Origin of the sequence: Actinocorallia libanotica (assembly GCF_039525175.1) — a bacterium.
Classification (GTDB): Bacteria; Actinomycetota; Actinomycetes; order Streptosporangiales; family Streptosporangiaceae; genus Actinocorallia; species Actinocorallia libanotica.
The window spans coordinates 103,516-125,755 of record NZ_BAAAHH010000007.1; the positions used below are offsets into that span (position 1 = coordinate 103,516).

Sequence of the window (22,240 nt, forward strand, 5' to 3'; positions counted from 1 at the left end):
GTGCGACGGATCGCAGGACCCCGAGAGGCGATGGATGCGCGACTTTCTCATTGTTCTGTCCGGCGCCAACCGCGAGGTCCTCAAGGACGTCCCCGCCGAACGCACCAAATTCGTCGGCATCGGCGGAGCGGTGCTCACCACGAGCGTCCTGGCCACCATCTCCATGTGGTTCGCGCTCTCCTCGGCGCTGGGCGTCTCCGCCGCGGCCGCCGTGCCCATGGCGCTGCTGTGGGGGCTCGCCATCCTCGGGCTCGACCGCTGGCTGGTCACCTCGATCCCGGCCGAGGGCCGGCGCCGGGTGCGCCTGGCCCTGCCCAGGATCGCGATGGCGCTGCTGCTGGGCTTCGTCATCTCCACCCCGCTGGTCCTGCAGATCTTCCGCGCGGAGATCGACACGCAGATCACGGTGATCCAGCAGCGGGAGACCGACGCCTTCCTGCGCAACCTCAAGACCGGGGACGGCGGCCAGGACGTGGAGTACTGGCGCGCCGAGGTCGCCAAGCACCAGCGCACCATCACCTCCAACGGCGACGAGCCGACCGACCCGGCCAAGGACGAGAAGGTCGTCTCGCTCACCGGGCAGCGGAACGAGGCGCAGAAGACCGCCGACAAGCACTACAAGGAATGGCAGTGCCAGCTGTACGGCGGCTCGGGCTGCACCGTCGAGGGCGCCGGGCCGCTCGCCGACGCCAGCGAGCGCGCCTACCGCAAGGCCGCCGGGCTCGTCACGAGCCTCGACCAGCAGATCGAGAACCGCAAGAAGGAGCTCACGGCCACCGACCGCAAGTCCAAGGCCACCCGGCTCCAGGAGGCCCAGGAGGCGCTGCCCAAGGCCAAGGAGCAGCTCGACACCGCGCTGTCCCGCCAGAACGCCCTCCAGCAGCGGTTCGACGCCGAGACCGGCACCTCCGGCGGCATCCTGCTGCGGCTGCAGGCGCTCAACGAGATCACCGGCGGCGACATGACCCTGGCCGTCACCCGGATCCTGCTGTTCCTGCTGTTCCTGCTCTTCGAGTGCCTGCCCGTCCTGGTCAAGCTCATGCAGAGCCCGGGCAACTACGACAAGCTCCTGGAGATCGAGAGCAGGAACCAGCTCCGCAAGGCGCGGCTGCTGCGGCAGGGCGCCGGACCCGGCGGGCCGGACCGGCCGCGGGAGGAGCCCCGCGCGAGGCGGCCCCGGCGCGACGACGACTTCTCGGTCCACAGCGTCTGGCGGCGCGACCAGCCGCAGGACCCCGTCGACGACGTGCTGAAGACCCGGTCGGCGCCGCCTCCCGAGCAGCCGCAGCCGCCGCGGCCGCCGGCCGAGGAGGAGCAGCGCCCCTGGTCCGAGCCCGAGGAGCGGATCCCCAGTCCCACCTCGCTGGACCACCTGGTCCTCAAGGAGATGGAGGACCTCCGGTTCGGCCGGAAGTCCGGCGCCCCCGCCGAGGGCGCCGACCTGGACCTGTTCGGTGACGAGAAGTTCTGAGGACGTCCTTGACCCGGGTGGTGAAAGACCGGTACCGGCTGCTGTCGCGGCTCGGCCGGGGCGGCATGGGCAGCGTGTGGCTCGCCGAGGACCTCGCCCTCGGCCGCACCGTCGCGCTCAAGGAGCTGGTCCACCAGCGGGACCCCGGACACCGCGCCGAGTTCCGGCAGCGGGCCGCGCGGGAGGCCCAGGCCCTGGCCCGGATCCGGCACCGGGCCATCGTCCAGGTCTTCGACGTGTTCACCGAGGACGAGGACCCCTGGCTCGTCATGGAGTACGTCCCGGGCCGGACGCTGGGCGCCGCGATCGAGGGCGGCCGCACGATCGCCGAGGCCGAGGCCGCCCGCATCGCCTTCGAGGTGGCCGGTGCGCTCCAGGCCGCGCACGACGCCGGGGTCCTGCACCGGGACGTCAAGCCGCACAACATCATCCTGGCCGGGAACGGCGGGGTCTTCCTCGTCGACTTCGGGATCGCCCACCTCAGCGGCGCCGAGCCGCTGACGGCGCGCAACACGATGATCGGCACGGCGGAGTTCATCGCCCCCGAGCGCGTCATCGAGGGCAGGGCCGTGCCGGCGGGCGACCTGTGGTCCCTGGGCATCACGCTCTTCACCGCGCTGGAGGGCTACTCCCCGTTCCACAGGGACGACGGCGACCCGGTCGCCACGATGATGGCGGTCGTCAACACGCCGGTCCCCGAACCGGTGCGCTCCGGCCGGCTGACCGGCGTCCTGCGCGGTCTGCTGGACCGCGAACCGGACCGCAGGCCGACCCCCGCCGCGCTGCGGCGCACGCTGCGCGGCATCCTGGAGCCCGCCGATCCGGGCCGCCACGGCCGAGAGCCGCTCGACCGCGACCCGGTCGACCACGACCCGACCGGCCGAGAGCCGCTCGACCGCGAGCCCCGCGTACGGGCCCCCCGCGAGCACGACCCCCGGGCGCGCACGTTCGTCATCGGCGGCGGCGCCCGGGAGAACGAGCCGCCGCTCCGGGCCAGGACGCGGAAGGTCCGGGAGACGTCGCTGCAGCTGTCCGTCTCCCTGGCGGGGCTGCCTCCCGCCGAGGCCAGGCGGCTGCTGGAGGGCTGCGACGACCGGGTGCGGCTCGAAGTGCTGAGCCTGATGTCCGCGGAGGCCGCCGCCGAGATCGTCAAAAGCGGTTCGGTGCGGGAGGCCGCCGCGCTCCTGGCCCTCCTGGGCCCCCACCCGGACACCGCCGCGCCGATCCTCCGGCTGCTGCCCGTCGCCCTGGCCGGAGGGAGCCTGGGCCGCCTGCCCCTGGAGACGGTGGTCGCCCTCGTCCGCGGCCTCGCCCCCACCGAGAGCTCCCGCCTCCTGGTCCGGAGCGGGTTCCGCACCGCCGCCGCGGTGGTCGGCGCCCTGCCCGCCGACCACGCCGGCCGCCTGGTCGAGACCCTGTCCCTCAAGCACGCCGGCGCGGTCCTCACCTACGTCCCGCCCGTCACCGTCGCCTCCCTCCTGCGCGCGAACGCCGACGGCCGCACCGACCAGATCCTGGAGACGCTGCCCCCGCCGGTCCGCACGCAGGTGCTCCGCCACCTGTGACCGGCGCGGGGTCACCCCCCGCCGACGGGCGGCAGCACCGAGCCGTAGGTGGTGTACAGGTGGTAGGCGGCCATGATCGCGCCGAGGAGGGCCAGGAGCACCGCGGGGACGGCGACCGCCGCGGCGAGGCCGCGCCGCACCCTGCGCCGCCCGGACGCCAGGTGGACCGCCGACTCGGACGCCTCCGGCCGTCCCCCCACGGGCGCGGCGTCGTGCGGCACCCAGGCGCGGACGGCGAAGCCGCCCGCCTCGGTGGGGGCCGCCTCGAAGGCACCGCCCGTCAGCTGGACCCGCTCCCGCAGCCGGGTCAGCCCGAGCCGCCCGCCCGGCCCGCCCGGCAGAGGTCCGGCCGGAGGCGGCTCGTTGACGATCTCGACGAACGTCTCGTCGGCCTCGCGGCTCAACCGGACGTGCACCGCCGCGCCCGGGGCGTGCTTCGTGGCGTTGGTGAGCGCCTCCTGGACGAGCCGGTGCGCGGCCAGATCGGCCAGCAGCGGGGCCGGCCCGCCCGTCTCGGCCAGGTCCACGGCCATGCCGGAGGACCTCGCCCGCTCCACCAGGTCGGCGACCGTCTCCCCCGAGGGGCGGGTGCGGGCCTCCGGCTCCTCCCGGAGCACTCCGACGATCTGCTGGAGCCGTTCGGTGGCCGAGGCCGTGCCCTCCCGCAGTTCGCGTGCGGCCGCCTGGTAGCGCTCCGGCAGCTCGGGCGCGACCTCCAGGGCCGCGGCGCGCAGCGCGAGGAGGCTCAGCTCGTGGCCGAGCGCGTCGTGCATGTCCTCCGCGATGCGGGAGCGCTCCCGCAGCCGCTCCCGCTCGCCGATGATCCGCTGCTCGCGTTCGAGCTGCTCGGCCCGCTGCCATCCGGCGGCGACCAGCTCGGTGTACTGCCGCCAGCAGCGGCCCGCCAGCCACGGCAGCACGCCCAGCAGCACCAGCCACACCGACAGCGGGAACCAGGTGGTCACCTCGACGCCCCGCCCGACGTTCAGCAGCGCCCCGCCCGCGAACACCGCGATGAGCGCCCACGCCACGGGCTTGGTCCGTTCCATGCGCAGCCCCGCCAGGCAGGCGAAGACGGGGGTGCCGAAGACGAAGTTGCCGTGCAGCGCGGTCAGCGAAAGGCCGATGGCCAGCGCCGCCGCGGGCCGCCGCCGCGCGATCCCGACCGCCAGCGCCAGGCCGATCAGCCCCGGCCCCTGCGTCCGGAGCTCGTCCGTGTCCAGTGCCCGCGGCCAGGACTCCACCGGCTCCGGCGAGCTCAGCAGCGTGGCGATGACGGGGGCCGCGAGCACGAGGAACAGCACCACGTCCCAGAAAGTCTGCTTTCTGGTCATGTCTGGCAAGTTATCGGAACAAGAACCTGGTCAGGACGGTGCGCAGGGTCTCCAGCTCCCGTTCCGCGTCGAAGCCGGGATCGCCGCAGCGCAGGTAGAGGCCGTCGGTGACGGTGCCGACCCAGCGGGCGGCGTGCGCGGCGGGCAGGTCCGGGTCCACGCGCCCCTCCCGCTGGAGCCGGGTGAGGAGGACGGCGAGGCGTGCCTGCACCGCCTCGTCCGCGGCCACCAGGACGCCCGCGAGCTCCGGATCCAGGGGGAGCCTGCCGAGCAGCGCGATGACCAGGCCGCCCGCCGCCGGGTCGGCGACGTCCCGCGCCAGCAGGTCGACGACCGTCCAGAACGCGGCGGCCGGATCGGTGTCGTCGAGGGCGGCGAGCTCGGCGAGGATGCGCTCGTGGTCCTCCCGGAAGAGCTCCCGGAAGATCGCCCCCTTGTCGGGGAAGTAGTGGAAGAGCGTGCCGGAGCCGACTCCCGCCGCCCGGCAGATCTCCGCCACGGTCGTCGCCTCGAACCCCTTGGAGGCGAACACCTCCGCGGCGGCGTCGAGGATGTGGCGGCGGCGCGCCGCGTGCTTCGCAGGGTCCACCGTTCGCACGCCCTCACCCTAACCGCCGTCCCGCGCGCCGGCCTCCGCCTCCCCGCCGTCCGGCCCGCGGGCGCCCTCCCGCTCGAAGCGCTGCTCACGGCGGCGGCGCTTGCGGCGGCGTTCGACCTCCTGGACGCCGACGCCCAGGGCGATCAGCAGCGGGACGGCGTACTTGAGCCAGCCGAGGTCCCAGTCGGGCGGGGAGGGCAGGTCGATGTCCGGGAGCGTCCAGTCGTCGGGCCAGAGCCTGCGGATCCAGTAGACGGGGTTCAGGTAGCGCAGCCAGTCCGGAGGGTCGACGTCCGGCAGGTCGATGTCCGGGAGCCAGGACCAGTCGAGGCTCGGCAGCAGCCTCCCGAAGAACGCCGACAGCAGCGCGCCGACCCCCAGGAAGCCCGCCCCGATCGCGAGCCCTTCGAGCGCGACGTGCCGCATGGCGTAGAGGGTCGGATGCCGCTCGCGCATCTCGTACCGCTTGCGGGCCTTCGTTCCCTCCGGCGGCACGAACGGGGTCTTGAGGGAGCGCTTCCGCACCTCCTCCTTCCCCTCGCGGACGTCCACCAGGTCACATGCCCGTACCCGGCCGCCCCACAGGAATCCCACCTTCACCTGCTGCTCGACGGTCCTGCCGTCCTCCTCCACCTCCCCGAGGCCGAACTTGGCGTCCTCCAGCACCCCGACGGCCTTCTCCTCGCCGGCCTGCCCGTCCACCAGCAGGCGGGCGTGCTGCTTCCCGTCCGCCTCCCACACCTCCACCACCAGCTCGCGCCCGCGGTCCCGCAGCGTGTAGCGCGCCGTCCGTTCATTATTGGAATGCACACTCCAATAATAATCGCCGGGGCGCCGAACCGCTCATCCCACTTTTTTCGGGGCAAGATAGAGACATGAGCGACCCTGACCGCTGGAAGTCCCTCCCCGAGCCGATCCGGCTGGAGGACACCACCGCTTCCCAGCCCGTTCTGGAGCACACCGAGCCCCTTCCGGACCAGAAGGAGATCGACCGCGAGTGGGCGGTCAGATGGTACGGCTGACCCCGAAGGCGCGGACGGGCCGCTAACCCCCGTCGCGGCCGCCCTCCCGGGAGTCCTCGGAACGGTCCCCGGTGAAGCGGCGCTCCCGCTCGCCCCGCCTGCGGCGGCGCCTGACCTCGCGCCAGGCGATGAGGAGCGCGATGAGGAGCGGGACGGCGTAGTTCAGCCAGTCGAGGTCGGGCAGGTCCGGCAGGTCCCAGGCGGGCAGGGCGATGTCCGGCAGCCACGACAGGTCGATCCTCGGCAGCAGCCGCTCGACGAACGCCGTGACCAGCGCGCCGATCCCCAGCAGCGCCCCGGTGATCACGACCACCTCGTTCACCACGTGCCGGAGCGCGTAGACGTTCGGATGCCGCTCCTGGAACAGGTGCCTCCGGTGGACGAGCGTCCCCTCCGGCGGCACGAACCCCGTCACGACGGAGCCGCGCCGCCGCCTCTTCACCGGGGTCTCCACCAGGTCGCAGGCCCACACCCGGCCGCCCCACAGGAACCGCACCCGCACCCGCTGCCGCACGGCCCCGCCCCTGACCCGCTCGTCGGCGGCCCTGCCGAGCTCGAACACCGCGGTCCCCAGCACCCCGACCACCCGGTCCGCGACGGGCTCCCCGTCCACCAGCAGCCGGGCCCGCTGCCGCCGCCCGGCCCGCCAGGCGGCCACGGCCAGCCCCCGCCCCCGATCCCGCAGCGTGTACACGCGCCCTCCCCGTCCCCCGCCAGGGGAGTCCTTCCCCGGCGGGGGCGGGTCGGCGCGGACCGCGGTAGGGCTTTCTCCGGAAAGGGCTCCGGAGGGGCTCCCCGCTAGCGGGGAGCGCGGGGCAGGCCCAGGCCGAGCATCCCGATGATCTCGCGCTGCACCTCGTTGACGCCGCCGCCGAAGGTGAGCACGAGCGCGCCCTTGACCAGGTGGTCGATCTGCTCCATCTGCTCGGCGGTCGCCGGGTCGCCGGGGTCGCCGTGGCGGGCCAGGACCTCGGCGACGATGCGGCCGACGTCCTGCATGCGCTCGGAGCCGTAGACCTTGGTGGCCGAGGCGTCCGCGGCGGCCAGCCAGCCCAGGGAGGCGTTGGCGGCGACCTGCCAGTTGAGGAACTCGTTGGCGCGGTAGTAGGCGTAGACGCGGCCCACCTCGCGGGCCACGCCGGGGTCGTCGATCTTGCCGGTCTCCCGCGCCCAGCGGGCGAACTTCTCGAAGCGGCCGCCGATGTTCCCGGCGGGGCCGAGCGTGACGCGCTCGTGGTTGAGCTGGTCGACGATGAGGTCCCAGCCCCTGCCGACCTCGCCGATGACGTTCTCCACCGGGACGCGGACGTCCTGGAAGTAGGTGGCGTTGGTGTGGTGCCTGCCGTCCATCGTGACGATGGGCGTCCAGGAGTAGCCGGGGTCCTTGCAGTCCACGATGAGCATCGTGATGCCCTTGTGCTTGGACTTCTCGTCGGACGTGCGCGCGGCGAGCCAGACGTAGTCGGAGGTGTGGGCCGCGGAGGTGAAGATCTTCTGGCCGTTGACGACGTAGTGGTCGCCGTCCAGGACCGCGCTGGTGCGCAGGGCCGCCAGGTCCGTGCCGGCGCCCGGCTCGGAGTAGCCGATCGCGAAGTGGCACTCGCCGGCCAGGATCTTCGGCAGGTAGAACGCCTTCTGCTCCTCGGTGCCGTGGTGGATGATCGTCGGCGCGACGGAGTTGAGGGTGATGAGCGGGTACGTCACCTGGGCGCGGGCGATCTCGTTGGCGAAGATCTGCTGCTCCATCGGCCCGTAGCCGCGGCCGCCGTACTCCGTCGGGAACGCGACGCCGAGCATGCCGTCGCGGCCGAGCCGCCTGGTGTGCTCGAGGAACTCCTGCCCGAACGGGTCGTCGTCGATGAGCGCGCGCTGCTCGGCCGTCAGGCAGTTGGTGAAGTACTCGCGCAGCTCGGCGCGCAGGGCCTTCTGCTCGTCGGTGAGGTCGACCAGCAGCCCGTCGGTCTCGGGGGTGCTCTCGTCCTGCGGGGCGGGGTCGCGCACGAGCGCGCCGAGCGCGTCGAGCTGGGTCTCGGGGCCGCCCAGGAGGTGGCTGCACTGCTTGATCCAGTTGAAGTGCCGGTGCAGCGGGTAGGTGACGTCCAGGCCGATGCCGCCGTGCAGGTGCTGGCAGGTGTACAGCGCCTTCACCACCGGGTCGGTGGCGTTGTAGGCGGCGATCGCCAGCACCTCGTCGGTGTCGGCGCGGCCGTTGGCCAGCCGCCAGGCGGCGGCCAGGACGCTCACCTCCAGGGTGAGCTTGGCGATGTAGACGTCGCTGATCTGCATCGTGACGGCCTGGAACTGGGCGAGCTTGCGCTCGAACTGCTCGCGCGTCTTGATGTACTCGGTGGTCAGCTTCAGCGCGCCGTCGGCGGCGCCCGCGGCGAGGGAGACCGCGCCCATGGTGGCGTAGCGCCGCAGCGTGGCGGCGGCTCCGGAGCCGACCTTCACGCCCGGGGCGCCCGCCAGCTCGACCCGCGAGAGCGGCTCGGTGGACGCCGACGGCTGCGCGGTGACCTTCGCGTCGGCGATCCGCACCAGGTAGGCGTCCGCGCCGACCGGGACGAGCACGCTCTCGGCCTGCTCGGCGAACGGGACGAACGCCGCGACGCCGGTCAGCCTCCCGCCGTCCTCGGTGATCTCGCGCAGGATCCGGGGCGCGACCGTCAGCACCAGCTCGCCCGAGGCGAGCGGGGCGAGCGCGGCGATCTGCGCCTCGTCGCCGTGCGCGCCGATGACCGCGGCGGCGGCCAGCGACCCGTACACCGGGATCGGCGCGACCGCCTTGCCCAGCTCGCGCAGCAGCACCATGTACTCGACCGCGCCGAGGCCCGCGCCGCCCGCGGCCTCCGGCAGGGTGACGCCGAGCAGCCCGGCCTGGGCGAAGGCGCGCCACAGCGCGGGGTCGTAGGGTTCTGCGGACTTCTCGGCGGCCTCCAGCCGCTCCTGGCCCGCCTCCTTGGCCAGCAGCCCCGCCGCCAGTGCCTGGAGTTGCTGCTGGTCCTCGTCGAGGGTGAAGTTCATGGCCGTCCTTCCGACTGGAACACGATCTCGGGAGCGGGCGGGGACGGGGTCCCCGTACGGGCCGGGCGGCCGTTTCCGGCCGGAGGCGGTCCGTGTCTCCGCGCCGGCCCGGCCGGACGCCCCGCGGGCGCCTCCGCCCAGCTCGGCACCCGGGCCGCGGTGGCCTGACCTGGCCCGGACCGGTCCGCGCGCGCGGCGGCGTCAGCGCCCACTCCGCCTCCCCGCGCCCGTCGAAGACAACCCCGAAAGGCAAACTAGAACACATTCTAGTTACTGTCCAGAGAGCGGTATATCCGATGGTGGCTGCGGTAGAACTCACGCCCGGAGGCGCCCGTCTTGAGATAACAGGTTCTCGTGGAAGCGCTAGGCTGTCCCCACTACTTCCTGGTCCGGCGGGCCCGGCCAGGCCGACCGGGGACTTCACCGCATGACCGCAGAGCAGACCGAATCGCCGACCCGTTCCCGCAGCCAGCACCAGCGCCGCAGGCGCATCGTGCAGGCCGCGGCGGCCCTCGCCTCGCGGGGCGGCGTGGAGGCGATGCAGATGCGCACCGTCGCCGAGCGCGCCGGCGTGGCGCTGGGCACCCTCTACCGCTACTTCCCCTCCAAGATGGACCTGGTCGTGGCGGTGGTCAGCGAGGAGCTCGACATGCTCGAGAAGAGCATGCAGCGCCGCCCGCCCGCCTCGACGGGCGCCTCCGCCAGCGCCACCGAGCTGCTGATGCGGGCCACCCGGGGCCTCATGCGCGAGCCGGAACTGGCCGACGCGCTGGCCCGCGCGATGATCCTCGCCGAGGTCGAGACCGACTTCGGCTCCCGGGTGACCGGCATGATGCTGCGGGTGATGGGCGTGGCCGAGACCGCCACCGACGAGCAGCGCGACCTGGTGCGCGCCCTGGGCAGCGTCTGGGCCCTGGAGATGATCGAGCTCCTGCGCGGCCGCACCACCGCCGAGGAGATCCAGGTCAGGCTGCAAGTGGTGGCGAACCGCCTGCTCGCCGACTTCTGACGGTTACGCTGGCGAGGTGCGCGAACACTCTCTTCACGAGCAGCCGCAGCGCCGCACCGAGTTCTACGGTGAGGGCGACGACGGCGTGATCATCGAGTTCATCCCTGCCGAAGAAGTACCCGACGAGATCCGCAAGGACAACAAGATCTTCCTGCCCGGCGAGCAGGCCATCGTGATGAAGGACGCCAAGGAGCCCGACGGGCCGGTCCTGTACTTCACGCAGGCCGAGTGGGACGCCTTCGTCCTGGGCGTCAAGGACGGCGAGTTCGACGACCTGCTCGAGGACCTCCCCGAGGAGGGCTGAGGCCGGCTACCAGGAGGCCGCGCCGGCGAACGACGTCGGCTCCGGCCGGTAGCCCAGGAACCTGCGGGCCGCCGAGAGGTCCAGGGTGCGCTCCACGGCCAGGTGCCCCAGCGCGTACCGGGTCAGCCTCGGCGGCCTCCTGCTCCCCGCCAGCAGGAACGCCCCCTCGACCGCCGCGGCCACCGGCAGCACGGGCCGCGCCGGCAGGTAGACGCGCCGGGCCCGGATCCCGCGCTCGGCCAGGATCATCGCCAGCGCGGCGTCGAGCTCCAGCGGCTCGGCGTCGGTGACGTTGTAGACGCCCGTCACGTCCGACTCGCACGCCAGCAGGCAGGCCTGGACGAGGTTGCCGACGCCGGTCAGGCTGACGCGCTGGCGCCCGGTCCCGGCGGCGACCAGCACCGGTCCCCGGACGGACGCCAGGACGCGCGGCAGCAGCGTGGTGTCGCCGGGGCCGTAGACGGCGTGCGGGCGCAGGACGACGCTCTGGGCGCCCGAGTTCAGCACGGCCCGCTCCGCGGCCGCCTTGGACGCGCCGTAGGCGTTGACGTACCGCCGGACGGGCGCCTGGTCCTCGGTCGCCATGACGGTCGGCACGTGGGGGTCGTAGACGCTGGCGGTGCTCACGTGCACGAAGCGGGCGCCGGGGAAGGCCGCCAGGACGCTCTTGGTGCCCTCCAGGTTGACCGCGAAGAACTCCCCGGCCGGCCCCCAGTCGGTGACGCTGCCGGCGCAGTGCACCACCACGTCCACGCGCGGGGCGTCGTCCAGCGGCCCGCTCCGCAGGTCCCAGGACCGGTAGGCGGCCTTGCCGGTGTGCTCGGGGTCGACGGCCTCGCGCCGCCCGTAGGCGTACACCCGCGCGCCGCGCGCGGCCAGCTCGCGGCAGACCGCTCCCCCGACGAAGCCCGACGCGCCCGTCACCGCTACCCGCACCGGCTCCACCTTCCCACCCGGAATCCCCCCTGTTGCCACCCTTTGGAGGGTCATCCGGGATTGTCGCACTAAGCGATGAGTTCCCGGAGCCGGGCCCTGTCGAGTTTGCGGCCCCTGCCGGAGAAGGGCAGCTCCGGGAGGTACACGATCCGGTCGGGCAGCGCCTCGGCGTCGAGGAGGCCGCGCAGCCTCCGCCGCAGCTCGCTTTCCGGGATGGTCCCGACGACGGCCAGGACGACCTCCTCGTCGCCGGTCTCCGGCGCGGGGACGCCGACGATGGCCGCCGTACGTACGCCCTCCAGCGCGGTGATGGCCGGTTCGTACAGTCCTGGGTAGAGGTTGAACTTGCCGCGGATCAGCATGTCCTTCTTGCGCCCGAGCAGCACCAGGCGCCCGTCCTCCACGCGGGCCAGGTCGCCGGTGGCCAGTTCGGCGTGGTCGGTGTCGCCCAGGTAGCCCTTGCAGAGGTTGGGGCCGCCCAGGAACAGCTCGCCGTCCTCGGCCACCCGCGCCGAGATCCCCGGCAGGGGTTCGCCGAGCAGGTCGCCTCCGCCGGTGTGCGCGAGCTTCTCCTGAGCCGAGGCGACGGCCACCGGCACGATCTCGGTCATCGCGTACACCGACAGCACCTCGGCCCCGGGTGCGGCCGCCACGGCGCGGCGCAGGATTCCGGCGGGTGCGGGAGCCGCGCCCAGCAGGACGTGGCGCAGCCCCGGCGGCAGTCCGTCCTCCGCGGCGTCCAGGATCTCGGCGAGGTGCACCGGGACGCAGAACGTGTGGGTGGCCTTGCGCTCCTCCAGCTGCTCCAGGAACTCCCCCGGCGGGCTGAACAGCCTCGGCATCGACCAGCACGCTCCCGCGATCAGCGTGGGAAGGCCGAGCATCAGCTGGTCGGTGTGCACCACGTCGCCGGGGCCCAGCGGAACGCGCGAGCGGAACAGCTCCAGCCCGGCCGCCAGCGACGCCTGGGTGTGGACGACGGCGCGGGGAGCCGAGGTCGTCCCGGAGGTGAAGATGACGACGGCGGGCGTGTCCGGATCGGTTTCCACCGCCGATCCCCGGTCTGGAGAGGCACGCAGCCAGTCCTTCAGGCAGTGCGCGCCGCGCGGTACGCCGGGCAGCCACCGTCCCGTGTAGACGTGCTGCAACGGCAGTTCGGAGAGGTGGGGCAGCAGCAGGCCCTTGCGCCGCGCGTAGGAGCGTACGGGGCCGATCCTGCTGGCGGCGTACAGCAGCGACTCGGCCGCCGACCAGCGCGGCGCGGCCAGTCGCAACCGCGCCTCGAACATCTCCGGGCCCGCTCCGGGGTCGGCGAAGACCACGACGCCCCGCGCCGCCACCACGCCGAGCGCCAGCACGAGCGCCTGCGGCGAGGGCCGTACGGAGAACAGCACGCCGTCTCCCGCCGCCAGCCCCGCCGAGAGGAACCCGTCGCGCACCGCGAGCACCTGGCGGCGCAGCTCCCCGTAGGTCAGCGCGGTGCCGTCCCCCGCGATGAGGGCGGCCTCTCCGGGCGTGCGTTCCGCTTGGTCGAGCAGGTTCGTGACGAGGCTCATGGCGCTTTCCGGATGGTGAGTTCGGCGTAGGTGGGGATCAGCACGCCCCGCGCGGCGCGGCGGGAGACGACCCGTACGGGGGCGTGGCGCAGCACCGTCTCGGTCACGGCGCGGATCTCGGCCAGGGCCAGCGGGTAGCCGATGCAGAAGTGGGGGCCGGCGCCGAACCACAGGCGCCGCAGTTCGGCCTTGCCGGGGGCGCCGTCCAGCGCGAACGGGCCGAGCGCCCGGCAGCAGTTGTGCGTGGCGATCAGCACCCGGTCGCCGGGACGGGCCGTCACCGGGCCGATCGCCCTCTCGGCGTGGACGCTGCGCAGCATCACGGGGGTGGGGGTGGTGACCCGCATGGCCTCGTCGATCGCCGCGTCCAGCAGGGACGGGTCCGCGGCCGCCCGCGCCAGCTCACCGGTGTCGTGCAGCAGCGCGACCAGCCGGGGGACGAGGGTGGCGACGGTCTCGGTGCCGGTGAGGAAGAACGCCCCGGCCGCTCCCCTGGCCTCCGCCTCCGACAGGCCGAGCGCGCGCATCCGCCCCATGACGGTCGTCTCGTCGCCGCGGTGGAAGGAGCGCGCCGCCACGTCCCCGATCGGTTCGAGCACCCTGCGGGCGCGGGCGACCTGGGCCGGGTTCAGGGTGCGGGTGCGCAGCTTGACCATCGCCACGATCCGCTCGCCGTTCTCGAACATCTCGCGGCAGGCCGCCTCGTCGATGTCGGGCAGGCCGATGACCTCGCAGATGACCGCGCCCGCCATGACCCGCATGGTGTCGACGAGGTCGACGGCCTCGCCGCGTTCCAGCCGTCCGGCGAGGGCCTTGAGGGGGGCGTCCAGGACGCGGGCGCACAGCGCGGCGGTGGAGGAGGCGGTGAACAGCTCGGTGAGCCTGCGGCGCAGCGCCCGGTGGGGTCCGCCCTCCATGTTGAGCAGCACGGACGGGCCGAGGATCGGGGTCCACAAATCACCGGGCGAGCCGGGGCCGTCCTTGCGGAAGCCCTCCCCGTCCAGCAGCACCGCGCGGGCGAGCGCGGCGTCGTTGACGACGATCCCGAGGCCGGGGACCCGCACGGCCGGGCCGACGCGGGCCAGGCCGCGCAGCAGCGGGTAGGCGAAGGGGTGGGCGGTCAGGTAGAGGCGGCGTTCCCAGTCGCTCACCGGATGTCCACCACCTCGGGGGTGTAGCGGTGGTCGGCGTACCAGCCGAGCGTGCCGACCAGCCCGTAGGCGCGCAGCCGCCGCACCGACCCGTAGACGACCATGTCCTTGCGCAGCCCGTACTCGGCGGTCAGCCGCCGCACCCGGTTGACCAGGGCGCGGTCCTCGTGGACGTCCTCGATGCGGGTGCGCGGGAACCCGTCGGCCTCCTCGTACAGCTCGGCGGTGATGGCCATGTTGCAGCCGGGCATCATCACGTACGGGCCCCGGTAGGCGGCGTCGCGGTTGCCCGGACGGAACCGCCCGAAGGTCGCGGCGGTCTGGACGACGGCCGGGAGGAGGCGGCGCTCCCAGAACTTCAGCCGGAACTCGTCGGTGCGGGGGCGCAGGGGCCCGCTGACCATCCGCAGCCCGTCGGCGAACGCGGCGCGGACGGCCGCCACCCATCCGTCGTCGGGCAGGCAGTCGGCGTCCGTGCGGGCGATGTGCGTGGCCCCGTTGAGGACGGCGTGGCGGAAACCGGTGTCCGAGGCCGCTCCCGTGCCCTTCTGCGGCTCGGAGATGAGTCGTACGCCGGGGAAGGCGCGCACGGCTTCGGCGGTGCCGTCCGTGCTGTCGTTGTCCACCACCAGCAGCGTGAAGTCGCGGTCGGTCTGCTGGGCGAGCCGCCGCAGCGTCGCGCCGATCGACTTCTCCTCGTTGTACGCGGGGATGACCACCCAGAGGTTCAAGCTCGGCCTGCCTTCAGGACCACTCGGCGAAGGCCGCGCCGAGGCTGACGCCGCCCGCGAGACCCACGAAGGCCACCTTGTCGCCGGGCGAGAGCCGTCCCTCGGCGACGGCGGTGGCCAGTTGCAGCGGCATCGACGCCGAGGCGATGTTGCCGTGTTCGGGCAGCGTCACCACGAGCCGGTCGGCGGGGATGCCCAGGACGGCCCGCAGGATCTCCAGGTAGGGCAGCGTCACCTGGTGGACGAGGACGACCGCGAAGTCCTCCCAGGTGAGCCCGTGCCGGTCCAGGGCGTCCAGCCACAGCTCGGGGCCCTTGCCGAGGAAGGCGTCCTTGAGCCTGCGCCCGTCGCCGGAGAAGTAGGAGTGCTCGGGGTCGCGGGGGTGCATCGAGCCGCCTCCGGGCAGTGTCCCGACCTGCCAGGCCGCCGAGACGGCGTCGAAGGCGAACTCGAAGAGGCCTCCGTCCGGCGCGGCCTCCAGCAGCATCGCCGCGCCTCCGTCCGAGAGGGTGTAGCCGGCGAACGCGTCGACGAACTGGGCGCGGTCGCGCACCTCCCAGCGGGTCGCGCGTGAGGGCGTCTCGCCGCTGCACACCAGCACCCGCCGGTACTGCCCGGTGCGGATGAGCGCGTCGGCGACCTGCATGGCGTTGAGGAAGGAATTGCAGGCGTTCTTCACGTCGAAGACCGGGCAGTCGAGCCCGAGTTTCGCCGCGACTATGTGCGCGGTGGCCGGTTCGATGAGATCCTGCGAGGCGGATCCGAAGATCAGGAGTTCGGGTTCCGCGCCGGCGTCGGCGAGCAGTTTCGCGGCGGCTTCCACCGCGAGGTCGGAGGCCTGCTGGTCGTCGCGCATCACGTGCCGCCGGCGGATGCCGGTCATGCGCTCGATGATCGTGGGATGGGGCCGGTAGGGACCGACGCTCGCCTCGGCCTCGGCGCTCGTCACGGTGCGCTCGGGGAGGTAGGCGGCGACCCCCGTGATCCTTGCTCTCATACGCCCAGCCTGTCTCGTCGTGCCACGGCCCGGCATGAGCGCTGCTACCCAGTCCGGTTTAAGGGAAAGTACTCATATTCCTGGCGAATTGTCGCGCCATCATCACAGACATCGGACGCCGGCATCGACCAGAAGTGAGAACGATCAATGAACCGCCATGAGGCGCGCCTTCTCCGCCGGGGAAACCCCTGGCTCCACGCGCTGCTGCGCGCCTCCCGCCTCGCCCCGCCGATCGGCCGGCTGCCCCGCGTCGGCTGGCTCGTCACCGACCCGGTCCTGGCCCGGGAGGTCCTCAACGACCACCGGAGCTTCAGCATGGGCGGCGAGGGCGGGGTCGGGCACATGTGGGGGCAGCTGTTCGGGCACGAGATGGCCGGCCTGTTCGACGGCGCCGCCCACACCGAAGTGCGGACCGCCGCCCGCGACCTGTTCACCGAGCAGGCGGCCGCCGAGCTGGTCGAGCGCACCCAGGGCGCCCACCACCGCGCGCTCGCCGCCCGCCTGGCCGACGGCCGGGAGGCCGACCTGGCCGCCGAGACCAGGGTGCTGGCCGGGAGGCTCGTCGCCGACCTGCTCGGCCTGGAGCTCGGCGCCGAGGACGCCCCGTACGCGGAGCTGTTCGCCACCGGGGAGCGCCTGGCGTCCCTGGCCCTGGGCACCACCTCCTCCACCGAGCTGCCCGAGGGCAAGCTCGCCGAGGCCGCGGAGCTGGCCGGGAGGCTGACCGCCGCCGTCCCCGCCGCCTACGCCGAGGCGGGCGCCGACACCATCCTCGGGCGCTGCCGGGAGCTGGGCTTCAGCCTCGACCTCACCCGCGGCCTGGCCACGCTGCTGGCCATCGCGGGCACCGAGACGGGCGCCTCCGGCACCGCCCGCACCGTCGCCCTGCTGCACGACAGCGGGCAGCACCGGCTCCTGCTGCGCGAGCCGTCCCTGCTGCCCAACGCCGTCCGGGAGGGGCTGCGGGTGGCCACCCCCGCGCCGGTGATCGGACGGCACGTCGCCGCGGACACCACCGTCGGAGGCAGGAGGCTACGCGCGGGCGAGAGGGTGATGGTCCTCACATACCGGGCCAACAACGACGCGGGTCCGTTCGACATCACCCGCGACTACATCCCGCAGACCAGGCAGCTGTGGTTCGGCGCGGGACGCCACCTGTGCCTGGGCGCCGCGGTGGCCCGCACGCAGGTGGCGCGCATGCTGGAGACCCTGACGGCGGCCGGGCGGCCGTGGCGGATCACCGCCCGCGAACCCGCGCGGCGGGTGCTGGTGCCCTCCTACCGGTCACTGCGCGTGCGGCTGGAGTGAACGGGCTCCCATGGAACGGGACCGCGGGCACGGGACCTCGCCTAGCCGGGGAAACTGAAACCCGTTACCTTAATTTCGAAGGTGATTCTAGAACTCGAGGAGTCAGCATGGGACGGCCGGTGATCGTGGAGGCGGTGCGCACCCCGCAGGGCAGGCGCGGGGGGTGGCTGGCCGGCATGAAGGCCCAGGCGCTCCTCGGGCACACCCTCAGGGCGCTGGTCGACCGGGCCGGCATCGACCCGGTGGAGGTCGGCCAGGTCTTCGCCGGCTGCGTCACCCAGGCCGGCGAGCAGGGCGGCCACATCGGCCGCTACTCCTGGCTGTACGCGGGACTGCCCTGGCAGACCGGCGTCACCACCGTCGACGCCCAGTGCGGCTCCGCCCAGCAGAGCGTCGGCCTGGCCGCCGCGATGATCCAGGCCGGGGTCGTGGACGTGGCCATCGGCTGCGGCGTCGAGGTGATGAGCCGCGCCCCGCTGGGCAGCAACGTCATGCCCGCCAACCCCCGCCCCGACGACTGGTCGCTGGACATGCCCAACCAGTTCGAGGCGGCCGAGCGCATCGCCGAGCGGCGCGGCTTCACCCGCGAGGACCTCGACGCCTTCGGCCTGCGCTCCCAGCAACTGGCCGCCAAGGCCTGGGCGGACGGCCGGTTCGACCGCGAGATCGTGCCCGTCCCCGACGTCCCGCAGGTCGACAAGGAGGGCGACCCGACCGGGGAGACCCTGACCGTCACCCGCGACCAGGGCCTGCGCGAGACCACCCTGGAGGGCCTGGCCAAGCTCAAGCCGGTGCTGAAGACGCACACCGCGGGCACCAGCTCCCAGATCTCCGACGGCGCCTCGGCCGTCCTGCTCATGTCCGAGGAGAAGGCCGCGCAGCTCGGCCTGCGCCCCCGCGCCGCCATCAAGGCGCAGGCGCTGGTCGGCGGCGAGCCCTACTACCACCTGGACGGCCCGGTCCAGTCGACCCAGAAGGTGCTCGACACCACCGGGATGGGCATCGGGGACATCGACCTCTTCGAGGTCAACGAGGCGTTCGCCTCCGTCGCCCTCTCCTGGGCGTCGGTGCACCGGCCGGACATGGACCGGGTGAACGCCAACGGAGGCGCCATCGCCCTCGGGCACCCGGTCGGCGCGACCGGGGCGCGGCTCATCACCACCGCGCTGCACGAGCTGGAGCGCCGGGACGCCGCGACGGCGCTGGTCACCATGTGCTGCGGCGGCGCCCTCTCGACGGCCACCATCCTGGAACGCGTCTGACGCGCGCCGTCTGCGCCGGGGGCGTGCCCGCCCCCGGCCCTTTTTCCTGAGTTCGAGGAGTAGCACGTGGCCGACAGGGCCGATGTGGCCGGCAGTGCCGGTGTCACCGACCACGGTGGCGGTTTGTGGAGCGTTCCCGTCCCCATTCCGGGCAACCCCCTGGGCAAGACCCTGGTGTACGTCCTGGAGAGCGAGCGGGGGCCGGTGCTCATCGACGCCGGCTGGGAGCACCCCGAGGCGTGGAAGGCGCTGAAGACGGGCCTCGCCGGTCTCGGCACGGCCATCGAGGACGTGTACGGGGTCGTCGTCACCCACATGCACCCCGACCACGCCGGGCTCGCCGGGCGGATCCGGGAGCGTTCGGGCGCCTGGGTGGCCATGCACCGGGCCGACGCCGAGGTCATCAAGCACATGCGCGCCGACCTGGAGGACCCCGACGGCGAGGACCTGGGCGAGTGGATCGCCCGGGCCGGCGCCTCGCCCGAGGAGCAGGCCGCGATGAGCGCCGGGGACGTACGACCCGACCCGCCGGCCTCGCCCGACCGGCTGCTGGAGGACGGCGACCTCGTCGACCTGCCCGGCCGCGCGCTGCGCACGGTCTGGACGCCCGGGCACTCCCCCGGCCACATCTGCCTGCACCTGGAGGACCGGGACCTGCTCTTCACCGGCGACCACGTGCTGCCGGAGATCACCCCGCACGTCGGCCTCTACCCCTACGACCGGCCCGACGTGGACCCCCTCGGCGGCTACCTGGCCTCCCTGGAGCGCACCGCCGCGCTGGGCGTCGAGGACGCGATGCCGGCCCACCAGTACTCCTTCACCGGCATCTCGCGCCGCTCCAAGGAGATCATCGCCCACCACGAGGAGCGCCTGAGCGAGGTCCGCGGCCTGCTGACCGACGAGCCGCAGACCCTGTGGACGATCGCCATCCGCTGCGCGTGGAGCTACTCCTGGGACCAGATGGCCCCCATCAGCCAGCACCTGGCCACCGGGGAGACCGCCGCGCACCTGCGCACCCTGGAGACCCGCGGCCTGGCCCGCCGCGTCGGCGCCTACCCGCTGAGCTACGTCCGCTGACCAGCGGTTCCGCATGCCGCCCCCGGCCCGGGAGAGGGCCGGGGGCGGCGTGCTCTCCGGGCGGCCAGGAAATGAGACTCTTGACGAGACTGGAGTCTCATTATTGACTGAGGGCGAAGCCGAACCCCGAAGCCAGCCCGAGGAGAACCGGTATGTCCGCCCCTGACATCCCCAAGATCGACATCATCTCCCTCGACCAGTACGAGCGGAGCGGCACTCCGCACGAGCAGTTCACCTGGCTGCGCAAGAACGACCCCGTGCACTGGCACCACGACCCCCACGAGGACGTGCCCGGCTTCTGGGCGATCACCCGCCACGAGGACATCGTCTTCGTCTCCCGCCACCCCGAGCTGTTCTCCTCGGCCGTCCGCACCTCGATGTTCACCGAGTACTCCGACGAGGACATCGCGCTGCACCAGCAGATGATGCTGTTCATGGACCCGCCCCAGCACACCCGGCAGCGGTCCTACGTCAACCGCGGCTTCACCCCCCGGATGATCAACCAGCTGCGCGGGCACATCGAGGACATCACCCACGCGCTGATCGACAAGGTCTGCGAGAAGGGCAGGGCGGAGTTCGTCCGCGACCTGGCCGCGCCGCTGCCGCTGCAGACCATCTGCGAGCTCATGGGCGTCCCGATCGAGCACGCCGACTTCCTGTTCGAGAAGTCCAACCAGCTCGTCGGGTTCGACGACCCCGAGATGCAGGACGGGCCGAACGTGGCGCAGAACGCCGCGGCCGAGATCTACATGTTCGCCCAGCAGATCGCGGACGAGCGGCGCAAGGACCCGCAGAACGACATCGCCACCAAGCTGCTCCAGCCCGACGACGAGGGCAACCTGCTGACGGACGAGGAGTTCAACCTCTTCATCCTCATGCTGACGATCGCCGGCAACGAGACGACCCGGACGGCGACGGCCGGCGGCATCCTCGCCTTCTTCGACCACCCCGACCAGTGGGCGCGGCTCAAGGAGAACCCGGAGCTGATGCGCAGCGCCGCCGAGGAGATCGTGCGCTGGACCAGCCCGCTCAACCTGTTCCGCCGCACCGCCACCCAGGACGTGGAGCTGGGCGGCAAGACGATCAAGGCGGGCGACAAGGTCGTCATGTTCTACCCGTCGGCCAACCGGGACGAGGAGGTCTTCGCCGACCCGTTCGTCTTCGACATCGGCCGCGACCAGAACGGCCACATCGGCTTCGGCGGCGGCGGCCCGCACTTCTGCCTGGGCACCCACCTGGCCCGGATGAACCTGTCCATCCTGTTCGGCGCGCTGGCCGAGCGCATGCCCGACATCCGCCTCGACGGCGAGGTGCGGCGGCTGCGGTCGAACTTCGTCAACGGCTACAAGGAGATCCCGGTCGCCTTCACGCCGACCCCCCGGCGCGGCTGAGGCGCCGGTCCCCGGCAGGACAGCGGCGGGCCGCCGGCGACGGCGGCCCGTCCTTCCCCATGCCCGGACACTGGGGACAAACTCCCCCGAAAAGCCAAGGGGAGCTAATGAGCCCCCATGTAACTCCTGGGTAGCATGAGCAGGCTACAGTCAGACATCCAGTACAACTGGCATCGATTCGTGCGATTTCTAAGAGGTGGGCGTGAGCGCTGAGGACGGGCGGCAACTGCGGATCGCACTGCTCTCCTACCGGAGCAAACCGCACTGCGGAGGCCAGGGCGTCTACCTGCGCCACCTCAGCCGGGAACTGGTGGACCTGGGGCACGAGGTGGAGATCTTCTCCGGGCAGCCCTACCCGGTGCTGGACCGCGACGAGATCGCCCTCACCAAGATCCCCAGCCTCGACCTCTACAACGACGACGACCCCTTCCGGAACCCCTCCCTCGGGGAGTTCCGCGACTGGATCGACGTGCTGGAGTGGCTGCACATGCGCACCGGCGGGTTCCCCGAGCCGCTGACCTTCAGCCTCCGGGTGCTGCGGGCGCTGAAGAAGCGCCGCGGCGACTTCGACGTCGTGCACGACAACCAGGTGCTGGGCCTGGGCAACCTCGGCATCCCGAAGCTGTTCCCCCTGGTCACCAGCATCCACCACCCGATCAGCCAGGACCGCAGGATCGAGATCGAGGCGGCCAGGGGCATCAAGCAGCACCTCGGCAAGCGCCGCTGGTACGGGTTCGTGCGGATGCAGGCTTTCGTCTCGGCCCGGATCGGCCGCGTCCTGACCGTCTCCAGCTCCTCCAAGCGCGACATCGCCAAGGACTTCCGCACCGACCCCGCGCAGATCCACGTGCTGCCCCTGGGCGTCGAGACCGAGATCTTCCACCCGCGCGGCGAGCGGACGCCCGGCCGGATCGTGGCGATGGCCAGCGCCGACTCCCCGCTCAAGGGCGTGGACGTGCTGCTGCGCGCGGTCGCCAAGATCGCCACCGAGCGCGACGTGCACCTGGTGGTCGTCAGCAAGCCCAGCAAGGACGGCCCCACCGAGAAGCTCGTGCGCGAGCTGGCGCTGGGGGACAAGGTGCGGTTCGTCTCGGGCGTCTCCGACGAGGAGCTCGGCGAGCTGCTGGCCTCCGCCGAGATCGCGGTCGTGCCCTCCCGCTACGAGGGCTTCTCCCTGCCGGCCGTCGAGCACATGGCCTCGGGCACCCCGCTGGTGGCCAGCGCCGCCGGGGCGCTGCCCGAGGTGGTCGGCGACGCCGCCGCGCTGGTCAAGCCCGGCGACGTGGAGGACCTCGCCGCCACCATCAAGCGCCTGCACGACTCCCCCGAGGAGCGGGCCCGCCTCGGCGAGGCCGGCTACCGCCGGGTCCAGGAGCGCTACACCTGGAAGGCGGTCGCCATCGCGACCGTCGAGCACTACCGGTCGGCGATCAAGACCGCGCGCTGACCCGCCTCCCCGAGAACGCCCCCGTCTCCCCGTAACCGCGGCTGCGGCCGCCCGTGG

The 22,240-nt window shown here is 72.8% G+C and carries 20 protein-coding genes; 10 read left to right on the forward strand and 10 right to left on the reverse strand.

All coding sequences use genetic code 11. The features are described 5' to 3' along the window. The first annotated feature begins 34 nt into the window (after nucleotides 1-34). Nucleotides 35-1,471 (forward strand): DUF4407 domain-containing protein, encoded by a 1,437-nt coding sequence (locus tag ABD140_RS11505; protein ID WP_344239739.1) that lies wholly within the window; start codon nucleotides 35-37, stop codon nucleotides 1,469-1,471. 17 nt (nucleotides 1,472-1,488) lie between these two features. Beyond that, nucleotides 1,489-3,036, forward strand: a complete 1,548-nt coding sequence (locus ABD140_RS11510) for a serine/threonine-protein kinase (RefSeq protein ID WP_344239962.1) — start codon at nucleotides 1,489-1,491, stop codon at nucleotides 3,034-3,036. 11 nt (nucleotides 3,037-3,047) lie between these two features. Here ABD140_RS11510 and ABD140_RS11515 read toward each other — a convergent pair whose 3' ends face one another. From ABD140_RS11515 to ABD140_RS11525, 3 genes are read right to left on the reverse strand one after another with little or no spacing between them, the layout of a single operon-like run. Beyond that, nucleotides 3,048-4,370 (reverse strand): sensor histidine kinase, encoded by a 1,323-nt coding sequence (locus ABD140_RS11515; protein WP_344239740.1) that lies wholly within the window; start codon nucleotides 4,368-4,370, stop codon nucleotides 3,048-3,050. 10 nt (nucleotides 4,371-4,380) lie between these two features. Next, entirely contained in the window at nucleotides 4,381-4,968 is a 588-nt protein-coding gene (locus tag ABD140_RS11520) for a TetR/AcrR family transcriptional regulator (RefSeq protein WP_344239742.1), read from the reverse strand. A 9-nt stretch (nucleotides 4,969-4,977) separates the two neighbouring features. Next, nucleotides 4,978-5,778 (reverse strand): hypothetical protein, encoded by an 801-nt coding sequence (locus ABD140_RS11525; RefSeq protein WP_344239744.1) that lies wholly within the window; start codon nucleotides 5,776-5,778, stop codon nucleotides 4,978-4,980. Nucleotides 5,779-5,843: 65 nt separating this feature from the next. Between ABD140_RS11525 and ABD140_RS11530 the strand changes: the two genes are divergently transcribed. Continuing rightward, nucleotides 5,844-5,990: a hypothetical protein gene (locus ABD140_RS11530; RefSeq protein ID WP_344239746.1), complete on the forward strand. Its 147-nt coding sequence runs from the start codon at nucleotides 5,844-5,846 to the stop codon at nucleotides 5,988-5,990. Between the two features lie 22 nt (nucleotides 5,991-6,012). Here the strand turns inward: ABD140_RS11530 and ABD140_RS11535 are convergent, their stop codons facing one another. Both ABD140_RS11535 and ABD140_RS11540 read right to left on the reverse strand, forming a co-directional pair. After that, a complete protein-coding gene (locus tag ABD140_RS11535; protein WP_344239748.1) occupies nucleotides 6,013-6,684 on the reverse strand; it encodes a hypothetical protein in 672 nt (223 codons plus the stop codon). Between the two features lie 104 nt (nucleotides 6,685-6,788). Then, nucleotides 6,789-9,014 (reverse strand): acyl-CoA dehydrogenase family protein, encoded by a 2,226-nt coding sequence (locus tag ABD140_RS11540; protein ID WP_344239750.1) that lies wholly within the window; start codon nucleotides 9,012-9,014, stop codon nucleotides 6,789-6,791. Nucleotides 9,015-9,441: 427 nt separating this feature from the next. Between ABD140_RS11540 and ABD140_RS11545 the strand changes: the two genes are divergently transcribed. Continuing rightward, complete coding sequence (locus ABD140_RS11545; RefSeq protein ID WP_344239752.1) at nucleotides 9,442-10,023, forward strand: TetR family transcriptional regulator; 582 nt, start codon at nucleotides 9,442-9,444, stop codon at nucleotides 10,021-10,023. Nucleotides 10,024-10,039: 16 nt separating this feature from the next. Further along, complete coding sequence (locus ABD140_RS11550; protein ID WP_344239754.1) at nucleotides 10,040-10,327, forward strand: DUF397 domain-containing protein; 288 nt, start codon at nucleotides 10,040-10,042, stop codon at nucleotides 10,325-10,327. A gap of 6 nt (nucleotides 10,328-10,333) precedes the next feature. Here ABD140_RS11550 and ABD140_RS11555 read toward each other — a convergent pair whose 3' ends face one another. The 5 genes from ABD140_RS11555 to ABD140_RS11575 form a co-directional block, all read right to left on the reverse strand. Beyond that, the gene (locus ABD140_RS11555) at nucleotides 10,334-11,263 is read right to left on the reverse strand and encodes an NAD-dependent epimerase/dehydratase family protein (protein WP_344239756.1); all 930 of its coding nucleotides are present in this window, start codon (nucleotides 11,261-11,263) and stop codon (nucleotides 10,334-10,336) included. A gap of 68 nt (nucleotides 11,264-11,331) precedes the next feature. Then, complete coding sequence (locus ABD140_RS11560) at nucleotides 11,332-12,819, reverse strand: class I adenylate-forming enzyme family protein (RefSeq protein ID WP_344239758.1); 1,488 nt, start codon at nucleotides 12,817-12,819, stop codon at nucleotides 11,332-11,334. Then, a complete protein-coding gene (locus ABD140_RS11565; protein ID WP_344239760.1) occupies nucleotides 12,816-13,970 on the reverse strand; it encodes a cytochrome P450 in 1,155 nt (384 codons plus the stop codon). Before ABD140_RS11565 ends, ABD140_RS11560 begins: the two co-directional genes overlap by 4 nt. Further along, a complete protein-coding gene (locus ABD140_RS11570) occupies nucleotides 13,967-14,701 on the reverse strand; it encodes a glycosyltransferase family 2 protein (RefSeq protein ID WP_344239762.1) in 735 nt (244 codons plus the stop codon). Before ABD140_RS11570 ends, ABD140_RS11565 begins: the two co-directional genes overlap by 4 nt. Before the next feature lie 13 nt (nucleotides 14,702-14,714). Further along, the gene (locus ABD140_RS11575; protein WP_344239764.1) at nucleotides 14,715-15,698 is read right to left on the reverse strand and encodes a 3-oxoacyl-ACP synthase III family protein; all 984 of its coding nucleotides are present in this window, start codon (nucleotides 15,696-15,698) and stop codon (nucleotides 14,715-14,717) included. 147 nt (nucleotides 15,699-15,845) lie between these two features. Here ABD140_RS11575 and ABD140_RS11580 point away from each other — a divergent pair, with 147 nt between their 5' ends. From ABD140_RS11580 to ABD140_RS11600, 5 genes are all read left to right on the forward strand, one after another. Continuing rightward, nucleotides 15,846-17,006: a cytochrome P450 gene (locus ABD140_RS11580; RefSeq protein WP_344239766.1), complete on the forward strand. Its 1,161-nt coding sequence runs from the start codon at nucleotides 15,846-15,848 to the stop codon at nucleotides 17,004-17,006. Nucleotides 17,007-17,113: 107 nt separating this feature from the next. Next, nucleotides 17,114-18,268, forward strand: a complete 1,155-nt coding sequence (locus tag ABD140_RS11585) for a steroid 3-ketoacyl-CoA thiolase (RefSeq protein WP_344239768.1) — start codon at nucleotides 17,114-17,116, stop codon at nucleotides 18,266-18,268. A gap of 66 nt (nucleotides 18,269-18,334) precedes the next feature. Then, nucleotides 18,335-19,345, forward strand: a complete 1,011-nt coding sequence (locus tag ABD140_RS11590; protein ID WP_344239770.1) for an MBL fold metallo-hydrolase — start codon at nucleotides 18,335-18,337, stop codon at nucleotides 19,343-19,345. Between the two features lie 152 nt (nucleotides 19,346-19,497). Beyond that, nucleotides 19,498-20,736, forward strand: coding sequence for a cytochrome P450 (locus ABD140_RS11595; protein ID WP_344239772.1), 1,239 nt, complete (start codon nucleotides 19,498-19,500; stop codon nucleotides 20,734-20,736). Between the two features lie 202 nt (nucleotides 20,737-20,938). Next, the gene (locus tag ABD140_RS11600; protein ID WP_344239774.1) at nucleotides 20,939-22,183 is read left to right on the forward strand and encodes a glycosyltransferase family 4 protein; all 1,245 of its coding nucleotides are present in this window, start codon (nucleotides 20,939-20,941) and stop codon (nucleotides 22,181-22,183) included. Nucleotides 22,184-22,240: the final 57 nt, after the last annotated feature.